We start from the raw sequence: 17441 nt of genomic DNA on the forward strand, positions 1-17441 counted from the left end.
GAAATCACCGGGAAATCACCGGGGGCGGACGATGACCTCGTGGATGTGGGCGTCGCGGGGGGCGTTGACCGCGTCGGCTATGACCTTCGCAACAGTTTCGGCACTCAGAAACTGCGACGGGTCGTAGTCGCGACCCTCGTAGGCGATCAAGCTTTCCTGCATCTCGGTGGCGATCCGGCCCGGGTGTACCGACGTGACGCGCAGCGACGGCTCGTCGCTGCGCAGTGAGTCCGCGAAGCCGCGGAGCGCGAACTTACTGGCCGAGTACGACGCCAGGCCCGGCGACGCGTTGATCCCCGAACCGGAGTTCACGAAGACGACGTGGCCGTCCGCGCGGCGCAGAGCGGGCAGCAGTGGCAGCGTAAGTGCCACCGGGCCAACCACATTCACCGCCATGGTGGCCTGCCACTCCTCGACGGAGGACTCGGCGACGCGTCCGGGGTAGGCGACACCCGCGTTGTGGATCAAGACCTCCAGCTCGACGATCGGTTCGACGACCGCAGCGATCGCGTCGGGGTCGCCGAAATCCACCGGCCATGTGGTGGCCCCGAACTGCTCGGCGACCGCGTCGAGCTCCCTTGACGGGCGACCCGCCAAGAACAGCGTGTGGGTCGGTGCGAGCGCCGCCGCGATGGCCGCGCCGAGCCCGCGAGAGGCCCCGGTGATCATCGCCGTCGGCATGTCGCCACCCTACCGACCTGCAACTCTTAGCTTCCAGACGCATCATGGAGGCGATGGCCCACGATTCCAGCTTCGCTCCAACGCAGCTCTCGGCCCGCGCCGCCTACCTGTTGCGCGGCAACGACCTGGGCACAATGACGACCGCGGCCCCTCTGCTGTACCCCCATATGTGGAGTTGGGACGCCGCCTTCGTGGCGATCGGGCTGGCTCCGCTGAGCGTCGAGCGCGCCGTCGTCGAACTCGACACGCTGCTATCGGCCCAGTGGGACAACGGCATGATTCCCCACATCGTCTTCGCCAACGGCGTCGACGGCTACTTCCCAGGACCGGCACGGTGGGCGACGTCGGCGCTGGCGGCCAACGCGCCGCGCAACCGGCACACGTCGGGAATCACACAACCCCCGGTGCATGCGATCGCTGTGCAACGCATCCTCGACCACGCGCGCAGCCGCGGACGGTCCACCCGCGCCGTCGCCGAGGCATTCCTCGACCGCCGGTGGGACGACCTGGTCCGCTGGCACCGCTGGCTCGCCGAGGCTCGGGACCCGAGGTCGCGAGGCCGCGTCACGCTGTACCACGGGTGGGAATCCGGGATGGACAACTCGCCCCGGTGGGACAGCGCCTACGCCAACGTGGTGCCCGGCCGCGTGCCGGAATACCAGCGCGAGGACAACGCGATCGTCACCGACGCCAGCCAGCGTCCGTCGGACATCGAATACGACCGATATCTATGGCTGCTCGAGGAGATGAAGTCCGCGCGCTACGACGACGAGCTGCTGCCGAAGGTGATGAGCTTCGCCGTGGAGGACGTGTTCGTGTCGGCGATCCTCAGTGTGGCGTGCGACGTGCTCGCCGAGATCGGCGAGGACTACAAGCGCCCGCACGCCGACGTCCGCGACCTGTACGGCTGGGCCGAACGGTTCCGCGCGGGAGTCGTCGAGACCACCGACGAACGTAACGGCGCGGCAAGGGATTACGACGTCCGTGCGGAGCAGTGGGTGGCCACCGAGACGGTCGCGCAGTTCGCACCGCTGCTGTGCGGCGGACTGCCGCACGACAAGGAGCGCGCGCTGTTGCGGCTCCTGGAGGGGCCGCGATTCTGCGGGCATCCGGATCTGAAGTTCGCGCTCATACCCACGACGTCACCGGTGTCGCGTGATTTCCGGTCGCGCGAGTATTGGCGCGGCCCGGTGTGGCCGGTGACGACCTGGCTCTTCTCGTGGTGCTTCGCCCGCCGCGGCTGGGCCGAGCGGTCGTCGATCCTTCGGCGCGAAGGCCTGCGGCAGGTCAGTGACGGCACCTTCGCCGAGTACTACGAGCCGTTCACCGGCGAACCCCTTGGCAGCATGCAGCAGTCGTGGACTGCGGCGGCGGTCCTGGATTGGCTGGGCTAGCCGTACAATTCGCCTGGTGGCGACGCGGCGTGGACGGCCCACCCAGGCAGAGGCGAAGAAACTCGACCTCGCAGTGCGAGAGGCCGCAGTCGCGCTCTTCATCGAATTGGGTTATGCCGGAGCGAGTATGGAGGCCATCGCCAAGGCTGCGGGCATCACCAAACGATCGCTATATGCGCGCTATCCGGATAAGCGGGCGTTGTTCGCCGACGTGATCCCGTGGGCGCTGGCGAGGTACACCGACGACGGGTCCATCGACGAGATCGTCGAAGAGGACGTAGAAGAGGATGTGGAAACCGCACTTCTGGCGGTGGGACGCATCGCGCTGGCCCGCGCCACCCACCCCCAGAACGTGCGACTCAAACGCATCGCGTTCAACGAGGCCGCACAGTTCCCCGAGTTCAACGTCTCCGCCGAGTCGATGATGTGGGCGGGACGCCTGCGGGCCGTGACCGAATTGCTGCGCCGACACGAGGAACTCGGCACCATCAAGACCGACGACGTCGAGCTTGCCGCCGAAACCTTCCTGGCGATGGTCGAGGCGGTGCCCGCACGGATGGCCGACTTCGGGGTGTTCCGCTCGGCGAAGCAGCAGGAACGCCATCTGCAGTACGCCGTGCGCGTGTTCCTCAGCGGCGTCATCCCCCGCTGACGACTACGTGCAGCGGCCACCGTTCACGCCGACGATCTGCCCGGTGATGTAACCGGCTTCCTCGGACACGAGGAACGCGCACGTGGCGGCGATGTCCTCGGGCAGGCCGATCCGGCGCACGGGAATGCGCGCGGCGATGTCGTCGATCGATCCGCCGAGCAACCCCTTCTGTTCCGCATCGCGCAGCATCGGGGTGTCGATCGATCCGGGGGGCACCACATTGGCGGTGATGCCGAGGGGGCCGTATTCCAGCGCAAGGCTTTTCGTCAGCCCGTTGACCGCGGACTTCGCCGCGACGTAGGCGGTTTGGTAGGGCGACCCGGAATGGGTGCTCGACGACGAGATGTTCACGATGCGGCCCCAGCCGGCCTCCAGCATGTCGGGCAGCACCGCCTGGGTGACGTGGAAGACGCCATTGAGGTTGACGTCGACGACCTTCGACCATTCCGCCGAGGTGAGATTGGTGAACCGGCGGAACGAGGTCATGCCTGCGGCGTTGACGAGGATTGTGATCGGCCCGAGCGCACTGCGCGCCGCGTTCAGTGCGGCGTCGATCTGGCCGCGATCGGTCACATCGGCGACGTAACTGAAGTCGGTATCGGATTCGGTCAGGTCGATGGAGGCGACGTGATTCCCGTCGGCTCGCAGGCGATCCGCAATGGCCCGGCCGATCCCTGACGAGGCGCCCGTCACCAGTGCTGTCTTCATAACACTAAAATATACAAAACCGTATACTTAAAGCGCAATCCCGGGTACTCTCGCCGGTGTGGACAGGCAGCCGTTCCGTTTCGCCGTCCAGGCGACGAATGCCGCCGATGCGCGCGAATGGCGCGAATTCGCCTGCAAAGTCGAGCAATTGGGATACTCGACTCTCTTCGTCGCCGACCACTACCTCGGGCCCGGCCCCGCACAGCGCCGGGCGCAGACCCCGCGTCAGGACCTGGCGCCCATCGCAGCCATCGCCAGCGCCGCGGCCCACACCACGACGCTGCGACTCGGCTGCCGGGTCTTCTGCATCGACTATCACGTGCCCGCAGTGCTCGCCAAGGAGGTCGCGACGCTCGACCTGCTGTCGGACGGCCGCCTCGAGATCGGCATCGGTGCGGGCTGGAGTGCGGTGGAGTACGAGGCGATGGGCCTGACGTTCGACACCCCCGGCCGGCGGATCGCGAAGCTCAAAGAGGCGGTCGCCCTCGTCAAGGCGCACTGCGCGGGTGACGACCTGGACACCTCGGGCGAATACGTCAATGTCTGCGGCTACAAGGGAACTCCTGCGACGGTGCAACGGCCGCACCCGCCGATCATGATCGGCGGCGGGCGCCCCCGGGTGCTGACCTACGCCGCACGCGAGGCAAACATCGTCAGCATCAACACCGTGCCGTTCGCCGCCCAGAACGACGATGGCCTCACACCCCAACAGGAAGCCGCGCGCAGATTCGACTATGTCCGCGATGCCGCGGGTCCCCGCATCGGCGACCTCGACATCGAGAGTTCGCCGTACTTCGTCTCGATCAGAGACGACGCGGAGGCCGGATACGCACGGATCGCGGACAAGACCGGTATGCCGGTCGACGTGCTCCGCGACCATCCGAACGTGCTCGTCGGTCCCGAAGACGCGATCGTCGAGACGCTGCAGCGGCGCCGAGAAGCGTACGGCGCCAACTACATCACCGTGCAGCAAGCCCAGGCCGACAGATTTGCGCCCGTGGCGGCGCGCTTGACGGGAACGTGACCAGAGAGGAACAGCATGGCCAAACGATCGAGATTCAGCGAGTACCAGAACAGCTACGCCAACTACAAATTCGAGCTCACCGACGACGGCATCCTCTTCATGCAGTGCCACACCGACGGCGACAGCCTGGTGTGGAGCTGGAAGGCACACGACGAGATGTCCGACGCGTTCGCCGATATCGCGGGGGACCGCGAGATCAAAGTGCTGATACACACCGGTACCGGCGAGAACTACAACGCCAACTGGGGACGGTTGCCCAACGGCGAGCCACCGGAACACCCCATCTACCAGGCCATGCCCGATGTTCGCGGACTGAACAAGCTGGATGAGAAAGCCTGGTATGCAAGGCATCTGATCTTCAACGTGCTCGACGTCGATGTGCCGATGATCAGCGCCGTCAACGGGCCGTGCAACATGCACTCCGAGGTGCCCATCATGGGCGACATCGTGCTCGCGTCCGAGGACGCGTACTTCCAGGACGCGTCGCACTTCCCGCGTGGCCAGGTGCCCGGTGACGGGCAACACGTGATCTGGAGCGTCCTCGCCGGGCACAACCGCGCGCGCTACTTCTTGCTCACGGGGCAGAAGGTCAGCGCACAGGAGGCCAAGGAGTGGGGCGTCGTCAACGAGGTGCTTCCGAAGGACAAGGTGCTGGATCGGGCCTGGGAGCACGCTCGCGAACTGATCAAGCGTCCACCGCTCACGCTGCGCTACACCCGCCAGCTCTTCACCAACCCGCTCAAGCGTGCGTTCGTCAACGAGCTGGGTCACGGCCTCGGCCGCGAAACCTATGCCCAGCGCGCGTTTTTCCCATTCGGCGGCGAGATGGAGCCCCTCGACCGGCCATGGGACCAGCAGCCATGGAGCAATGCCAACGGAAGTCACGCACAGGAAGGAGTCACATCGTGACCGGAATTCAGCAGAAGCTCGCCACCGGGCGCGGCAAGTTCACCACCGACTATCCCGACCTCGGAACCGGTCCGGTGAACTACGAGGACTCGATCTCCGAGGAGTTCTTCGCCGCCGAGCGCAAAGCGGTGTTCGAACGGAACTGGCTGTGCGTCGGACGCATGAACAGGTTGCCGCGCAAGGGTTCCTACTTCACCCGCGAACTGCCGGGGCAGTTGGCGTCGATCGTCATCACCCGCGACCTCGACGACAACGTCTACGCCTTCCACAACGTGTGCGCACACCGCGGCAACAAGGTGGTGTGGCAGGAGCATCCGCAGGAGGAGTCGGCGGGGGTGTGCCGCGCGTTCTCGTGCAAGTACCACGGGTGGCGGTACGGCCTCAACGGCGTGGTCAACCACATCACCAACGAGGAGGAGTTCTTCGACCTCGACAAGAGCAAGCTGCGGATGCCGCCGGTGCACTGCGAGGTCTGGGCCGGCTTCATCTTCGTCAACCTCGCCGACGACCCGGTGCCGCTGCGGACCTTCCTCGGTGAGGGACTGCTCGGCATGGAGGCGTATCCGTTCGACATGATGACCCAGCACTACGGATTCTCGACCCAGATCAAGGGCAACTGGAAGCTCGCGGTGGACTCGGTCTGCGAGTGGTACCACCCGCCCTATGTGCACGGCCGCTTCATCGACCCGGACGTCTCCAAGGCCGAGAAGATGGTGCCGCCGGTCGATTCGTACCACTACGACCTGTTCCGGCCGCACATGCTGACGTCGGTGCCTGGCCCGCCGATCCTGCCGCCGCGTGAACCGGGTAGCGCCGGCCCGGCCCGTCAGGATCAGCGGTGGATCTACAAGCTTTTCCGCGCAGGCCTTTTCGGGCCCGACGACGTGCCAGACGTCGGGCCGCTGCCGGACTTCCTGAATCGCGGAAACATCGCATCGTGGGGCAACGACCAGTTCTGGGTCTTCCCGAACATCTCGATCCAGCTATGGGCGCGCAACTACTACATCACCTACACCTACTGGCCCGAGACCGTCGACACCCACATCTACGAGATCGACCTGTACTTCGTGCCGCCTGCCAACGCGCACGAACGGCTGGCGCAGGAAGTGGTGGTGGACAGCACCATCGAGTTCGCGATGCAGGACGTCAACACGATCGAGGCGACGCACTCGGCGTTGAAGACGCGCGCACAGACCACCTTCCACCTCAGCGATCAGGAGCTGCTCATCAGGCAGTTCCACACGGTGATCCGCGATACCGTTGCCGCATACCAGTCCGGTGAGGAGCAGAACTCATGACCGATAGCCAACTGCCGGAGGGGTTCTCGGAGCTCGAGGAGTGGGTCGACGATTGGGCGCTGTCGACCAGAGCTCAGCGCTACGCGGCGCGACTGGACCGTCCCTATGACGACCTCGTCGCGTTCTACGATGCGATCGCGCCGCATGCCGAACGCGCGATCGCCCACCTCGACGGTCGCGACGTCAACAACCTGGCTCCCGAGGAGACCAGGCTGATGCACATGCTGTACTCGATGATCCTGGTGTCGTATGCGGTGAACATCTTCAAGCAGAACCGCATCCCGGACTCCGGCGCCGCGTTCTTCGAGATGGTCGCCGAACCCGCACTGTGAGCACGCTGCCGTTGTCCGGTCTGCGGGTGGTCGACGCTGCGACGCTGGCGGCCGGCCCCCTGGTGGCGACCGCGCTCGGTGAGTTGGGCGCCGACGTCATCAAGGTCGAGCAGCCGGGGGCGGGGGACCCGTTGCGCACGTGGGGCTCCCGGCGCAACGACATCGGACTGGTCTGGAAAAGCGTCAGCCGCAACAAGCAGTGCGTCACCGCCGACCTTCGCACCGACGAGGGCCGCAGGCTACTGCACGGGCTTCTCGCCGTCAGCGACGTACTCGTGATCAACACGCGGCCGAGCACGCTGGCGCGGTGGGGACTGGACTACGAGTCGTTGCATCATCGCCACCCGAACCTGGTGGTCTTGCACGTGACGGGATACGGGGGCGGCGGCCCAGCGAGCGACCGGCCCGGCTTCGGCACTCTCGCGGAGGCGATGAGCGGATTCGCCCATGTGTGTGGTCAGCCCGACGGGCCGCCGACGCTTCCGCCGTTCATGTTGGCCGACGGAGTCGCCGCGCAGTCGGCCACGTACGCGGTGCTGGCGGCGCTCTATCACCGCGATGTGCACGGCGCCGCTGGACAACTCGTCGACATCAGCCTCATCGAACCCTTGGCCAGACTCGTCGAGCAGGCGACCCTGACCTACGACCAACTAGGCCGGGTCCAGGGCCGCACGGGTAACCGCGCCGACGCCAGCGCACCGCGCAATGCGTATCGCACGAGCGATGACCACTGGATCGCGATCTCCAGCGCATCGTCGAGCATCGCCGCCCGGCTCTATCGTGCGATCGACCGATCCGACCTCGCGGCGCGGCCCGAGTACGTCGACCCGATCCCACGCCAGGAGCGCGCGGACGAGATCGACGCGCTGGTCGCCGACTGGATCCGCGGGCAGACACTCGAGCACGCCATGAAGGTGTTCCTCGCCGAAGGCGTTGCGGCCGCACCTGTCTACGACGCGCAGCAGCTCCTCGCCGACGAGCATCTGCGCGCGAGAGGCACTTTCGTGACGGTCGACGATCCGGACCTCGGCGCCATGACAGTGCAGGCGCCCGTCGCGAGGCTCAGCGAGACACCCGGCCGCATCGACCACCTCGGGCGCGCGCTCGGCGCCGACAACGACGCCGTGTACCGCGACCTCCTCGGCCTCGACGACGAGCACCTTGGTGCGTTGCGCGCGGCCGGAACCATCTGACGAACGGAGCACGGTATGTCCGGATCACGGCCCCGCCGGAGCGAATTGGCGACGCCGGCGAGTAACCCGCACATGTGTGAGGTTGCCGCGCGCAGCGGTGCGGACCTGGTGTTCCTGGATCTCGAGGATGCCTGTGCGCCCGCCGCCAAGGAATCGGCCCGCGCCACCGCTGTCTCCGCACTCACCGGACTTGACTGGGGCGACACCATCCGCGCGGTCCGCATCAACGGACTCGACACCCCGTGGTGCCACGGCGACATCATCGAGGTCGTCACAGGCGCGCGTGATGCCATCGAGGTGATCATCGTGCCGAAAGTGCTTAGTGCACGCGATGTCTGGTGGGTGGACGTTCTGCTGACGCAGCTCGAGGCAACGCTGGGGCTCGCGCATCCCATCGCGTTGGAGGTGCTCATCGAGGAGGCCGAAGGCCTGCTGAACGTCGCGGAGATCGCCCGCGCGAGCAGCCGATTGCAGGCGCTCATCTTCGGGGCGGGCGATCTGTCCGCGTCATTGCACGCACGGGTGGACGGGAACTTCGAACCGGCCGGGGACTATCCGGGCGACTACTGGCACGCGGTGCGCGTGCAGGTGCTGGCGGCGGCGCGGGCGGCGGGCATCGCCGCCATCGATGCGCCGTATCCGGGGTATCGCGACGAAAGCGGCTACCGGCGCGCCGCCACGCATGCCGCACTGCTGGGGTTTGACGGCAAGTGGGCCATCCACCCTTCTCAGGTGCCGGTCGCCAACGACATCTTCACCCCGACTGCGGAGGAGATTGCAGAAGCGCGCGCGATCATGAACGACTATCGGCAAGCCGAAGCCGACGGTGTCGGCGCGGTGGGTCGCAACGGGAAGCTCGTCGACGCCGCACTCATGCGGCACGCGGCCAACGTCCTGCGTCGCGCAGTGCCCTAGCTATTCGGCCAGTCGCTCGAGCGGGACGAGCGCCTTGCTCAGAGTGTCGAGTTCCTCGGGGCCGAGCTTGGCCAGCAGCGCGCCGAGAAACGCCCGCCGATGGGCCAGCGCTTCCTGGTGCTGGGACAGCCCCTCGGGCGTGATGTCGACCAGTACCGCGCGCAGATCCGAGGGGTCGCGGGACCGCTTGACCAGTCCGAGTTTCTCCAGCCGGCGGATCGCCACGGTCGTCGTCGGCGTGCGCACCCGTTCATGGGCGGCCAGTTCGGTCATCCGGATCGGCCCTTGCTCGAGCAGAGTCAGCAGAATCGACAACTGGGCGAGCGTCAGATCGTTGGTGGCGGCATCACGCGTCGGGTCGCTGCGGCGGAGCACGGAGAAAACCCGGGAAAGGACGCGCTGCAGCTCTCCGGCCAGCTCAGCGACCTGCGGTTCGGTCTCCACCATAATTTCGGCAGTCTAACCTGTCTGAGCCTGCCAAGTTGTGGGACGTGCGAGCAAGTGCTCAGAGAACTTGCGAAAGGAAGCGTTTTAGGCGCTCCGTCTCCGCGGCCCCGAAGACCTGCTCGGGTGGGCCTGTTTCGACGACCTTCCCGTAATCCATGAACACCACGCGGTCGGCCGCCGACTGGGCGAAGCCCATCTCGTGGGTGACGACGACCATCGTCATGCCGTCGGCACCGAGATCGGCGATGAGCGCGAGGATGCCTTTCACCAGTTCGGGATCCAGCGCCGAGGTGGCCTCGTCGAAGAACATCACCTGGGGCGCCATGGCCAGGGCGCGCGCGATCGCCACCCGCTGTTGCTGGCCACCGGACAGCGTCGACGGTCGCACGTCGGCCTTGTGCCGCAGTCCGACCCGATCCAGCTGCGCCAGCCCCAGTTCCCGCGCCTTCTCCGCGTCGTGTCGCTTGAGCTTGCGCGGTGCCAGCGTGACGTTGTCCAGCACGCTGCGATGCGGGAAGAGGTTGAAGTGCTGGAAGACCATCCCGATCCGCTGGCGCAACTGGTCGGGATTGTCGGCCAGCACCGAACGGCCGTCGAGCAGGATGTCGCCGCGGTCGGGTTCGTACAACCGGTTCAGCGTCCGCAACAACGTCGACTTGCCCGACCCCGACGGTCCGATCACCGCGGCGGTGGTGCCCGCGGGCACGTCGATGTCCACGCCGCGCAGCACCGCGTTCGGCCCGAACGATAAATGAATGTCCGTGGCGCTCAACGAGACCGGCTCAACAGGACTGGTCATCAGATCATCTCCTGGGAGTTCGACAGCTCGAGCGGGTCTTCCTCGGTGGGTTTTCGGCCGCTGCGCAACCGGCCGTCGATGTAGTTGACCAGATGTGTCAACGGGACCGTGAGCAGCAGATAGAACAACCCGGCAGCCACGAGTGGCGACAGGTTGCCGGTTTGGGCGTTGAGGTCGCGGCCCACCTGGAACAGCTCCCGCTGGTTGGCGACAAGCCCGAGGAAGTACACCAGCGAGGAGGCCTTCAGCAGCGAGATGAACTGGTTCATCAGCGCGGGCAGCACCCGCCGCACACCCTGGGGAACCACCACGAGGCGCATCGACGACGGATAGGAGAAGCCCAGTGCGCGCGACGCCTCCAGCTGGCCGGGCTCCACACTCTGGATGCCTGACCGGAAGATCTCGCCGATGTAGGCGGCGGCCATCAGCCCCAGCGCGGCGATCCCGAGCGGGTACGGGTTGTTGCCGGTGAGCCCGCCGACCACCGGTCCGACGCCGAGACCGATGAGCAGGATGATCACGACCTCGGGCAGTCCACGGAAGATGTCGGTGTACACCCGCGCAGGCCAGCGCAGCCACCGATGCCGGGAGATGCCGGCGACGGCCAGGACCATGCCGAGCGCCAAGCCGATCACGGCGGCGCTGACCGTCAGAATCAGCGTGTTCGGAAGCCCGGTCTTGAGCAGGTAGGGGATCGCCTGCTTGTACAGCTCCCAGTCGCCGAACGCGTCGGCGAGTTGCGAGAGGGTCGATTTGGGCGCCGCGGCCCCCGTCGGTTCGGCCTGGTTCTCGGCGGCGATCGTGTTGAAGTCCGGCAGCTGCGGCACCGGCGCCGCCTTCGACCCCGGTTTCCAGCCGGGCGGCAGCGCGCGGGGCACCCAGTCGGAATAGAGCCGCGACCAGGTGCCGTCGGCGATGATCGCGTCGAGCCCGGAGTTCAGCGCGTCGATGAGGGGTTGGTTCTCCTTGGCGACGGCCCACGCGACGAAATTGTCCAAGCTGAAGGTGTTTTCGATGATCTGCGCCGGGTCGCCCGGCTGGACCGTGCCCGACGCCTGTTGCGACGGCGCGACCCACGCGTCGATCTGCCGGGTTTTGAGGCTGGCGTAGACGGTGTTGTAGTCGGGGAATTTGACCGGATCCAGATGCAGCGTGTCGATGACGTAGGACTCCTGCACGGTGCCCTGCACGACGCCGACGCGCTGGCCGGGCGCGAGGTCGCCGAACCCCTTGATGGGCGATCCGCTGGGCACGACGAGCGAGAAGTAGCCGAAGTCATAGCCGTTGGTGAAGCCGACGGTGCGGCGGCGGGCGTCGGTGGTGGTGATCGACGACGACCCGACGTCGAACCGGCGCGACGCCACCTGCGCCAGCAGGCCCGAGAACTCCGTGCCGACGAAGTTGATCTTCAGACCGAGGCGGTCGGCGATCGCACGGAGCAGTTCGTTGTCGAACCCGGTGAACTGACCCGCGGTGTTGATGCAGATGCTCGGCGGCGCATCCGACAGTGTTCCGACGGTCAGCGTCCCGGGCTTGCCCAACCCCAATGCGTTGATGTCGATGCTGTCGAGCGGTTTGACCGACGCCGTCGTGTACTTGTCGCCGCCGGGGCCGGTCGCCGCCTTGGCGAGGTTGGTCGGCAGTGCGCTGGCGCTCTCGATGCCGGGCGGTGCGCACTGGTCGACCTGTGCGGCTGCGGGTGCGGCCAGACCCATGCCGCCGATCAAAGCGACGATCAGCGCCACGACGAAAGCTCTACAGAGTCGGTGAAACGGGATCATCTGAGAAACGTATCCACCGGCGGCACCTTGGCACCGCGTTGCGCTCAATCAGAATGAAGGTGCGGGTGACTCCGCGGGCCGAACACTCCGCGACGCACCAGCTCGCCGACCAGGATGCGGGCCATCATCGCGGCCCGCTCGGCGCAGACGGCCCGGGTGGCGTCAGCGTCGCCGCGACGGATGGCCTCGAACTCCGCCTCGTAGTGGGGCAGCATCTCTTCGTAGTTGTGGAGGTAGGAGGCCCAGAAGTCGCGCGGGATGAATGCGTGTGAGGCGCGGATCAGCGCGAGCAGGCGCGGCCCGCAGTATTCCTCGTTGATCGCTGCTCGGAAATGCCAACCGGCGTCCTGGAAAGCGCGGGCCTCGCGGTTGTTGCGCATCAGGTCGAGCAGCGACTCGAGCCGGCCGAGGACTTTCTGTTCCGGGTCGTCCGCGGCGCGCGCCGACGCGACACCGCTGAGGATTCCGTAGATCTGGTGGTGTTCGCGTACGACGGTCTCATCGAACCGTTCGACGTAGGCGCCGCGGTGATACTGGGTGGACAGGATCCCGTCGTGCTCGAGTTGCACGACCGCCTCTTGGATCGGCACCCGCGAGACGCCGAGTTCGTGCGCAATCTCGTTGCGGTCCACTCGATCTCCGGACCGCAACTTACCGGTGAGGATGAGGTTGACCACGTGAGCGACCACGAGGTCTTTCTCCTTGACCCCATACTTCTTGGGCATGGCTCCAATAGCGTCTCACGGCACATGCCCGCCCCGGAACGGTTACGCAGCTTCAGTAGTGCTAACTGGTATGGCGGTCCCGCCAGCGACACAGCGCCTGGGCCTGCGTCAGGTCGTAGTCGGGGCCGTTGACGCCGACCGTCAGCAGGGTGACTCCGAGTCCGGCCAACACGTCGGCCTCGGCGAGCAGGGCATCTTCGGTGTCGCCGGAGACCCCCGTCGACCGCTCGATCGCGTTGGGGTCGCGGCCGGCCTTGGCGCAGTGGCTGTCAAGGACCTCGGCCTTGTGCGGGTATTCGGAACTGTCGGCGAAGCTGTGCCAGATGTCGGCGTACTGGGCGACCAGGGGCAGCGTCTTCTTCTCGCCGCCGCCGCCGATCAGGATCGGGATATCGCGCGTCGGCGCCGGATTGAGCTTGGCCAGCCGCGATGTGATCCGGGGGAGCGCTTCGGCGAGGTCGTCGAGGCGGCTGCCCGCGGTGCCGAATTCGTATCCGTATTCGTCGTAGTCCTTCTGTTTCCAGCCCGACCCGATGCCGAGAATCAGCCGCCCGTCGCTGATGTTGTCGACCGTGCGGGCCATGTCCGCAAGCAGTTCGGGGTTTCGGTACGAGTTGCACGTCACCAGCGCGCCGATCTGCAGAGCGGACGTCTGCTCGGCCCAGGCGCCGAGCATCGTCCAGCATTCGTAGTGCGCGCCGTCGGGGTCGCCGTAGAGCGGGAAGAAGTGGTCCCAGTTGAACGCGACGTCGACACCGATGTCCTCGGCACGACGCACCGCGTCGCGGATGTGGCCGTAATTCGGGGAGTGTTGTGGTTGCAGTTGTACGCCGATGCGGATGGGGAGGGTCACGGTGTAGTTGTAACCGCGATCACGTCCCGATATTCCCCTCGGGCCAGATCCGTCACGATCGCCTAGCCGGCGAGTATCCCTTGCAAGATCTCGACGAGCCTGCGCGGCTGGTCGCTCTGTACGGAGTGCCCGGAGTCCTCGACGATGTGCACACGCTGGAATCCCGGTGCGATGCGGGCGAATTCGGCGGCGTCGTCGTCGTTGACGAAGAACGAGTTCGCCCCGCGCACCAACGTCGTGGGCGTGTTGAGGTGGGGGACGTCGTCCCACAATCCGTCGAACCCCTCGCCCTTGCGGATCGAGTCGTAGCGCCACGTCCAGGTGCCGTCGTCGAGGCGTTTGGCGTTGTGGAAAACCCCACGCCGCAACGACTCCCGGTCACGATGCGGGGCCGCGGCGACGGTGACCTCGAGCATGGCGTCGAAGCTGGGGAACGACTTCTCGCCTTGAACCAGCGCGACGGTGCCCTTCTGCTCGTCGGTCATCTCGGTGTGCCGTTCGGGCGCCGACGGTGTCACGTCGACGAGGACCAGCTTGCGGACGAGTTCGGGCGCCGTCACCGCCAACCGCAAGGCCGTGAGCCCGCCCAGCGACATTCCGACGACGAGGTCGGCGTCCGGTGCGAACGCGCGGACGACGGGTTCAACCGCGGTGGCGTTGAGCTTGGGGCCGTAGTCGCCGTCCTCACGCCACGCCGAGCGGCCGTGTCCGGGCAGGTCGACCGACAGTGCGGGCTCGCCAAGGCCGACGATCACCGTGTCCCAGGTGTGCGCGTTCTGCCCGCCGCCGTGCAGGAACACCACGCGCGGCGCGCCGTCGCCGAACTTCAGCGCGCTGACCGCTGCGGAGTTGATGCGCTCGACGGTCGGTAATGCGCCCGTCGAGCCCGCCTGCCGAGCGTTCTCCCTGAGGAAGGTGAATTCGGAAAGCGAGGCGAGCTCGTCATCAGCGCTGATGTCGGTCATTAGGTGACCCTACAAAACGCGGAGCCCGCATTCGCCGTTAAGAATCAGCCCTCGATGAAATCCTCGAGCTGCGCGCGCGCGATGTCGTCGGGCAGCTGCTTCGGGGGGCTCTTCATCAGGTAGGCCGACGCCGCCTCGACGGGGCCGCCGATGCCGCGATCCTTAGCGATCTTGGCGGCACGCACCGCGTCGATGATCACGCCCGCCGAGTTCGGCGAGTCCCACACCTCGAGCTTGTACTCCAGGTTCAGCGGCACGTCACCGAACGCGCGGCCCTCCAGGCGCACGTAGGCCCACTTGCGGTCGTCGAGCCAGCCGACGTGATCGGACGGGCCGATGTGCACGTCCTTGGCGTTGAATTCCTTCTGCAGGTTGGACGTGACGGCCTGGGTCTTGGAGATCTTCTTGGACTCCAGCCGCGAACGCTCGAGCATGTTGAGGAAGTCCATGTTGCCGCCGACGTTGAGCTGCATGGTGCGGTCGAGCTGAACACCGCGGTCCTCGAACAGCTTGGCCATCACGCGGTGGGTGATCGTCGCGCCGACCTGGCTCTTGATGTCGTCGCCGACGATCGGCACACCGGCGTCTTCGAACTTCTTCGCCCACACCGGATCCGAGGCGATGAACACGGGCAGCGCGTTGACGAACGCCACGCCGGCGTCGATCGCGCACTGCGCGTAGAACTTGTCGGCCTCTTCAGAGCCCACCGGGAGATAGGAGACCAGGACGTCGACGGCGGCGTCTTTGAGCGCCTTGACGACGTCGGCCGGCTCGGTGTCGGAGATCTCGATGGTCTCGGCGTAGTACTTGCCGATGCCGTCAAGCGTGGGTCCGCGCTGCACGGTGACGTTGGTCGGCGGCACGTCGGCGATCTTGATGGTGTTGTTCTCCGACGCGAAGATCGCCTCGGACAGGTCGAAGCCGACCTTCTTGGCGTCCACGTCGAACGCCGCGACGAACTTCACGTCGCGCACGTGATACTGGCCGAGCTTGACATGCATCAGGCCGGGAACAGAGACGTTCTCGTCTGCGTCCTTGTAGTACTGCACGCCCTGCACCAAGGAGGACGCGCAGTTCCCCACTCCAACGATTGCGACGCGTACGTCAGTGTTCTTAGTCATGACGACTATCTCCCTCTCCTACTAACCCGGTCGTTCTTACGGCTGTTCAGCCCGTTGCTGCGCGGTTCGTTCCGCCGCAATCAATTCGTTGAGCCATTTCACTTCGCGCTCGCTGGACTCCAACCCGAGCTGATGAAGCTGCCGGGTATAGCGGTCGATCGAGCTGCTGGCCCGCGCCACTGCTTCGCGCAGGCCCTCGCGGCGTTCCTCCACCTGACGACGGCGCCCCTCCAGAATCCGCATCCGCGCTTCGGCGGGTGTGCGGTTGAAGAAGGCGAGGTGCACGCCGAATCCGTCGTCAGAGAAATTCTGCGGTCCGGTGTCGGCCACCAGTTCGGTGAAGCGTCCGATGCCGGCCTCGCTGAGCCGGTAGACGCGACGAGCCCGGCGCATCTTCGGGATCCCCTCCGGCGCGGCGTCCTCGACGATCAGGCCGTCGACCTGCATGCGTCGCAGCGCCGGGTACAGCGAGCCGTAGGAGAACGCGCGAAACGCGCCGAGCAGACCGGTCAGACGTTTGCGCAGCTCGTAGCCGTGCATGGGTGATTCGAGCAGAAGGCCCAGGATGGCGAGCTCCAACAACCGAATCACCTCCCCCGGAAAAACGTTGCTTGGCCGTTACGGCGGTTCAACACCTCCGACAATAGTATCGCGCCGATATATTCGACGCCAACGAAGGGTTACGAACCGCTGACTAGCTGCGAACGTCAGTTGACTGCCGAATCGATGCGCTTGACGGTGCCGTCGCCGGCGAAGGTGATGGCCCCACTGCCGAAATCACTGGACACACTGGCTCTCAATGTCAGGGCGCCAGGAGTCAGCAGGTCAGGGCTAGGGTCGATGGACAGGTACGTGCCGTCCGGCTTGACGTCCTTCTGCTGCAGGCCGACGGTCTCGGCGGCGCCGCGAAGGATGCCGACGGTGGTTTCGACGTCGAAGGCGCTCAGGTCGACAAGGACGTCGTCGTCGCTCTTGGTCGACGTCGACGGATCGTCGAACCCGCCCCGATACGTGTAGCTCAGCTTTCGTCGTTCATCGGTGGGGTCGGCCCGGTACAGCACCGCGTAATCCGGATAGACCACCAGGCTGTATCCCATGGTGTCGCCGAACCGCTGGCGCATCTGCTCGAGCAGCCCGTTGAGCCCGCCGAGCGACTGGAGTTGCTTCGGCGGGGTGAGGACCTTCCCGGGGATGCCGTCGGATTTGGCGCCCGGGTCGGAGGTGAAGCTCAGCGGCGAGGTGGTGTTGCCGTAGAGACCCCAGCCGATTCCCACGCCCAGAAGCACAAGTACGCCGGCGATGGCGAGGCGGATGCCCCAGCCGCTGGTGCCAGACGGCACCCTGGGGCGACGCTTGAGGTCGGGCAGCTGAACCGGCGCGTTGGCGTTCTGCAGATCGGAGATCAGCGACTGCAGGTCGCCAAGGGTCTCCGACTGCGTCGCCAATGCCACCCGCGTCCGGTGCTCCTCCATCGACAGCTGCCCGTCGGCGAGCGCGCTGTCGAGGATCTTGCAGGTGTCGTTACGGTCGCTGTCCTTGGCCCGCGTTCCTGCTGTCTGCCGGTTCGCCACGACGATGATCGTAAATGGCAGCCGTCCAGGTCACCGCACATGGGGAGCAAGCGTCGGCGCCGTCGCGCCTCCG

At 66.3% G+C, this 17441-nt stretch carries 19 protein-coding genes; 8 read left to right on the plus strand and 11 right to left on the minus strand.

What is annotated here, in order from left to right; genetic code table 11:
• Positions 1–15 precede the first annotated feature (15 nt).
• On the minus strand, positions 16–681 hold the full coding sequence (locus tag AB4Z42_RS14965; RefSeq protein WP_442009962.1) for an SDR family oxidoreductase: 666 nt from the start codon (positions 679–681) through the stop codon (positions 16–18).
• 53 nt (positions 682–734) lie between these two features.
• On the opposite strand from AB4Z42_RS14965, the gene ggh reads away from it, so the two are divergent.
• Positions 735–2075 (plus strand): glucosylglycerate hydrolase, encoded by a 1341-nt coding sequence (ggh, locus tag AB4Z42_RS14970; RefSeq protein ID WP_442009963.1) that lies wholly within the window; start codon positions 735–737, stop codon positions 2073–2075.
• Between the two features lie 16 nt (positions 2076–2091).
• Positions 2092–2727, plus strand: a complete 636-nt coding sequence (locus AB4Z42_RS14975) for a TetR/AcrR family transcriptional regulator (protein ID WP_442009964.1) — start codon at positions 2092–2094, stop codon at positions 2725–2727.
• Between the two features lie 3 nt (positions 2728–2730).
• On the opposite strand, the gene AB4Z42_RS14980 is transcribed toward AB4Z42_RS14975, so the two are convergent.
• Positions 2731–3435 (minus strand): SDR family NAD(P)-dependent oxidoreductase, encoded by a 705-nt coding sequence (locus AB4Z42_RS14980; protein WP_442009965.1) that lies wholly within the window; start codon positions 3433–3435, stop codon positions 2731–2733.
• Positions 3436–3493: 58 nt separating this feature from the next.
• Here AB4Z42_RS14980 and AB4Z42_RS14985 point away from each other — a divergent pair, with 58 nt between their 5' ends.
• From AB4Z42_RS14985 to AB4Z42_RS15010, 6 genes are read left to right on the plus strand one after another with little or no spacing between them, the layout of a single operon-like run.
• A complete protein-coding gene (locus tag AB4Z42_RS14985; RefSeq protein WP_442009966.1) occupies positions 3494–4459 on the plus strand; it encodes a TIGR03621 family F420-dependent LLM class oxidoreductase in 966 nt (321 codons plus the stop codon).
• A 15-nt stretch (positions 4460–4474) separates the two neighbouring features.
• Positions 4475–5368 (plus strand): enoyl-CoA hydratase/isomerase family protein, encoded by an 894-nt coding sequence (locus AB4Z42_RS14990; protein ID WP_442009967.1) that lies wholly within the window; start codon positions 4475–4477, stop codon positions 5366–5368.
• A complete protein-coding gene (locus AB4Z42_RS14995) occupies positions 5365–6666 on the plus strand; it encodes an aromatic ring-hydroxylating oxygenase subunit alpha (RefSeq protein ID WP_442009968.1) in 1302 nt (433 codons plus the stop codon). The genes AB4Z42_RS14990 and AB4Z42_RS14995 overlap by 4 nt, the downstream gene beginning before the upstream one ends.
• Complete coding sequence (locus AB4Z42_RS15000; protein WP_442009969.1) at positions 6663–6998, plus strand: hypothetical protein; 336 nt, start codon at positions 6663–6665, stop codon at positions 6996–6998. The genes AB4Z42_RS14995 and AB4Z42_RS15000 overlap by 4 nt, the downstream gene beginning before the upstream one ends.
• Positions 6995–8191 carry a CaiB/BaiF CoA transferase family protein gene (locus AB4Z42_RS15005; protein ID WP_442009970.1) on the plus strand — a complete coding sequence of 399 codons (1197 nt, stop codon included), beginning with the start codon at positions 6995–6997 and terminating at the stop codon, positions 8189–8191. The genes AB4Z42_RS15000 and AB4Z42_RS15005 overlap by 4 nt, the downstream gene beginning before the upstream one ends.
• Positions 8192–8206: 15 nt before the next feature.
• Positions 8207–9106, plus strand: a complete 900-nt coding sequence (locus tag AB4Z42_RS15010) for an HpcH/HpaI aldolase/citrate lyase family protein (protein WP_442009971.1) — start codon at positions 8207–8209, stop codon at positions 9104–9106.
• On the opposite strand, the gene AB4Z42_RS15015 is transcribed toward AB4Z42_RS15010, so the two are convergent.
• From AB4Z42_RS15015 to AB4Z42_RS15055, 9 genes are all read right to left on the minus strand, one after another.
• Positions 9107–9553, minus strand: coding sequence for a MarR family winged helix-turn-helix transcriptional regulator (locus AB4Z42_RS15015; protein WP_442009972.1), 447 nt, complete (start codon positions 9551–9553; stop codon positions 9107–9109).
• A gap of 58 nt (positions 9554–9611) precedes the next feature.
• The gene (locus tag AB4Z42_RS15020) at positions 9612–10352 is read right to left on the minus strand and encodes an amino acid ABC transporter ATP-binding protein (protein WP_442009973.1); all 741 of its coding nucleotides are present in this window, start codon (positions 10350–10352) and stop codon (positions 9612–9614) included.
• Positions 10352–12067 (minus strand): ABC transporter substrate-binding protein/permease, encoded by a 1716-nt coding sequence (locus AB4Z42_RS15025; RefSeq protein WP_442010058.1) that lies wholly within the window; start codon positions 12065–12067, stop codon positions 10352–10354. Before AB4Z42_RS15025 ends, AB4Z42_RS15020 begins: the two co-directional genes overlap by 1 nt.
• A gap of 110 nt (positions 12068–12177) precedes the next feature.
• The gene (locus tag AB4Z42_RS15030) at positions 12178–12858 is read right to left on the minus strand and encodes a GntR family transcriptional regulator (protein WP_442009974.1); all 681 of its coding nucleotides are present in this window, start codon (positions 12856–12858) and stop codon (positions 12178–12180) included.
• A gap of 61 nt (positions 12859–12919) precedes the next feature.
• The gene (locus tag AB4Z42_RS15035; RefSeq protein WP_442009975.1) at positions 12920–13711 is read right to left on the minus strand and encodes an LLM class F420-dependent oxidoreductase; all 792 of its coding nucleotides are present in this window, start codon (positions 13709–13711) and stop codon (positions 12920–12922) included.
• Between the two features lie 62 nt (positions 13712–13773).
• Positions 13774–14676 carry an alpha/beta fold hydrolase gene (locus AB4Z42_RS15040; RefSeq protein ID WP_442009976.1) on the minus strand — a complete coding sequence of 301 codons (903 nt, stop codon included), beginning with the start codon at positions 14674–14676 and terminating at the stop codon, positions 13774–13776.
• Positions 14677–14720: 44 nt separating this feature from the next.
• Positions 14721–15797, minus strand: a complete 1077-nt coding sequence (locus tag AB4Z42_RS15045) for an inositol-3-phosphate synthase (RefSeq protein ID WP_442009977.1) — start codon at positions 15795–15797, stop codon at positions 14721–14723.
• Between the two features lie 36 nt (positions 15798–15833).
• Complete coding sequence (locus tag AB4Z42_RS15050; RefSeq protein WP_442009978.1) at positions 15834–16379, minus strand: PadR family transcriptional regulator; 546 nt, start codon at positions 16377–16379, stop codon at positions 15834–15836.
• A gap of 125 nt (positions 16380–16504) precedes the next feature.
• Entirely contained in the window at positions 16505–17368 is an 864-nt protein-coding gene (locus AB4Z42_RS15055; protein WP_442009979.1) for a DUF1707 SHOCT-like domain-containing protein, read from the minus strand.
• Between the last annotated feature and the right edge of the window lie 73 nt (positions 17369–17441).

The sequence above is a fragment of the Mycobacterium sp. 2YAF39 genome, assembly GCF_052114565.1.
Lineage (GTDB): Bacteria > Actinomycetota > Actinomycetes > Mycobacteriales > Mycobacteriaceae > Mycobacterium.

What these genes read in the sequence shown, in the direction of transcription:
- AB4Z42_RS15040 (WP_442009976.1), bottom strand. Translation starts at nt 14,676, where the DNA reads ATGACCGACATCAGCGCTGATGACGAGCTCGCCTCGCTTTCCGAATTC.
- AB4Z42_RS14965 (WP_442009962.1), bottom strand. Translation starts at nt 681, where the DNA reads ATGCCGACGGCGATGATCACCGGGGCCTCTCGCGGGCTCGGCGCGGCC.
- AB4Z42_RS15025 (WP_442010058.1), bottom strand. Translation starts at nt 12,067, where the DNA reads ATGGGTCTGGCCGCACCCGCAGCCGCACAGGTCGACCAGTGCGCACCG.
- AB4Z42_RS15010 (WP_442009971.1), top strand. Translation starts at nt 8,207, where the DNA reads ATGTCCGGATCACGGCCCCGCCGGAGCGAATTGGCGACGCCGGCGAGT.
- AB4Z42_RS14990 (WP_442009967.1), top strand. Translation starts at nt 4,475, where the DNA reads ATGGCCAAACGATCGAGATTCAGCGAGTACCAGAACAGCTACGCCAAC.
- AB4Z42_RS14980 (WP_442009965.1), bottom strand. Translation starts at nt 3,435, where the DNA reads ATGAAGACAGCACTGGTGACGGGCGCCTCGTCAGGGATCGGCCGGGCC.
- AB4Z42_RS15020 (WP_442009973.1), bottom strand. Translation starts at nt 10,352, where the DNA reads ATGACCAGTCCTGTTGAGCCGGTCTCGTTGAGCGCCACGGACATTCAT.
- ggh (WP_442009963.1), top strand. Translation starts at nt 735, where the DNA reads ATGGCCCACGATTCCAGCTTCGCTCCAACGCAGCTCTCGGCCCGCGCC.
- AB4Z42_RS15045 (WP_442009977.1), bottom strand. Translation starts at nt 15,797, where the DNA reads ATGACTAAGAACACTGACGTACGCGTCGCAATCGTTGGAGTGGGGAAC.
- AB4Z42_RS15030 (WP_442009974.1), bottom strand. Translation starts at nt 12,858, where the DNA reads ATGCCCAAGAAGTATGGGGTCAAGGAGAAAGACCTCGTGGTCGCTCAC.
- AB4Z42_RS15000 (WP_442009969.1), top strand. Translation starts at nt 6,663, where the DNA reads ATGACCGATAGCCAACTGCCGGAGGGGTTCTCGGAGCTCGAGGAGTGG.
- AB4Z42_RS15015 (WP_442009972.1), bottom strand. Translation starts at nt 9,553, where the DNA reads ATGGTGGAGACCGAACCGCAGGTCGCTGAGCTGGCCGGAGAGCTGCAG.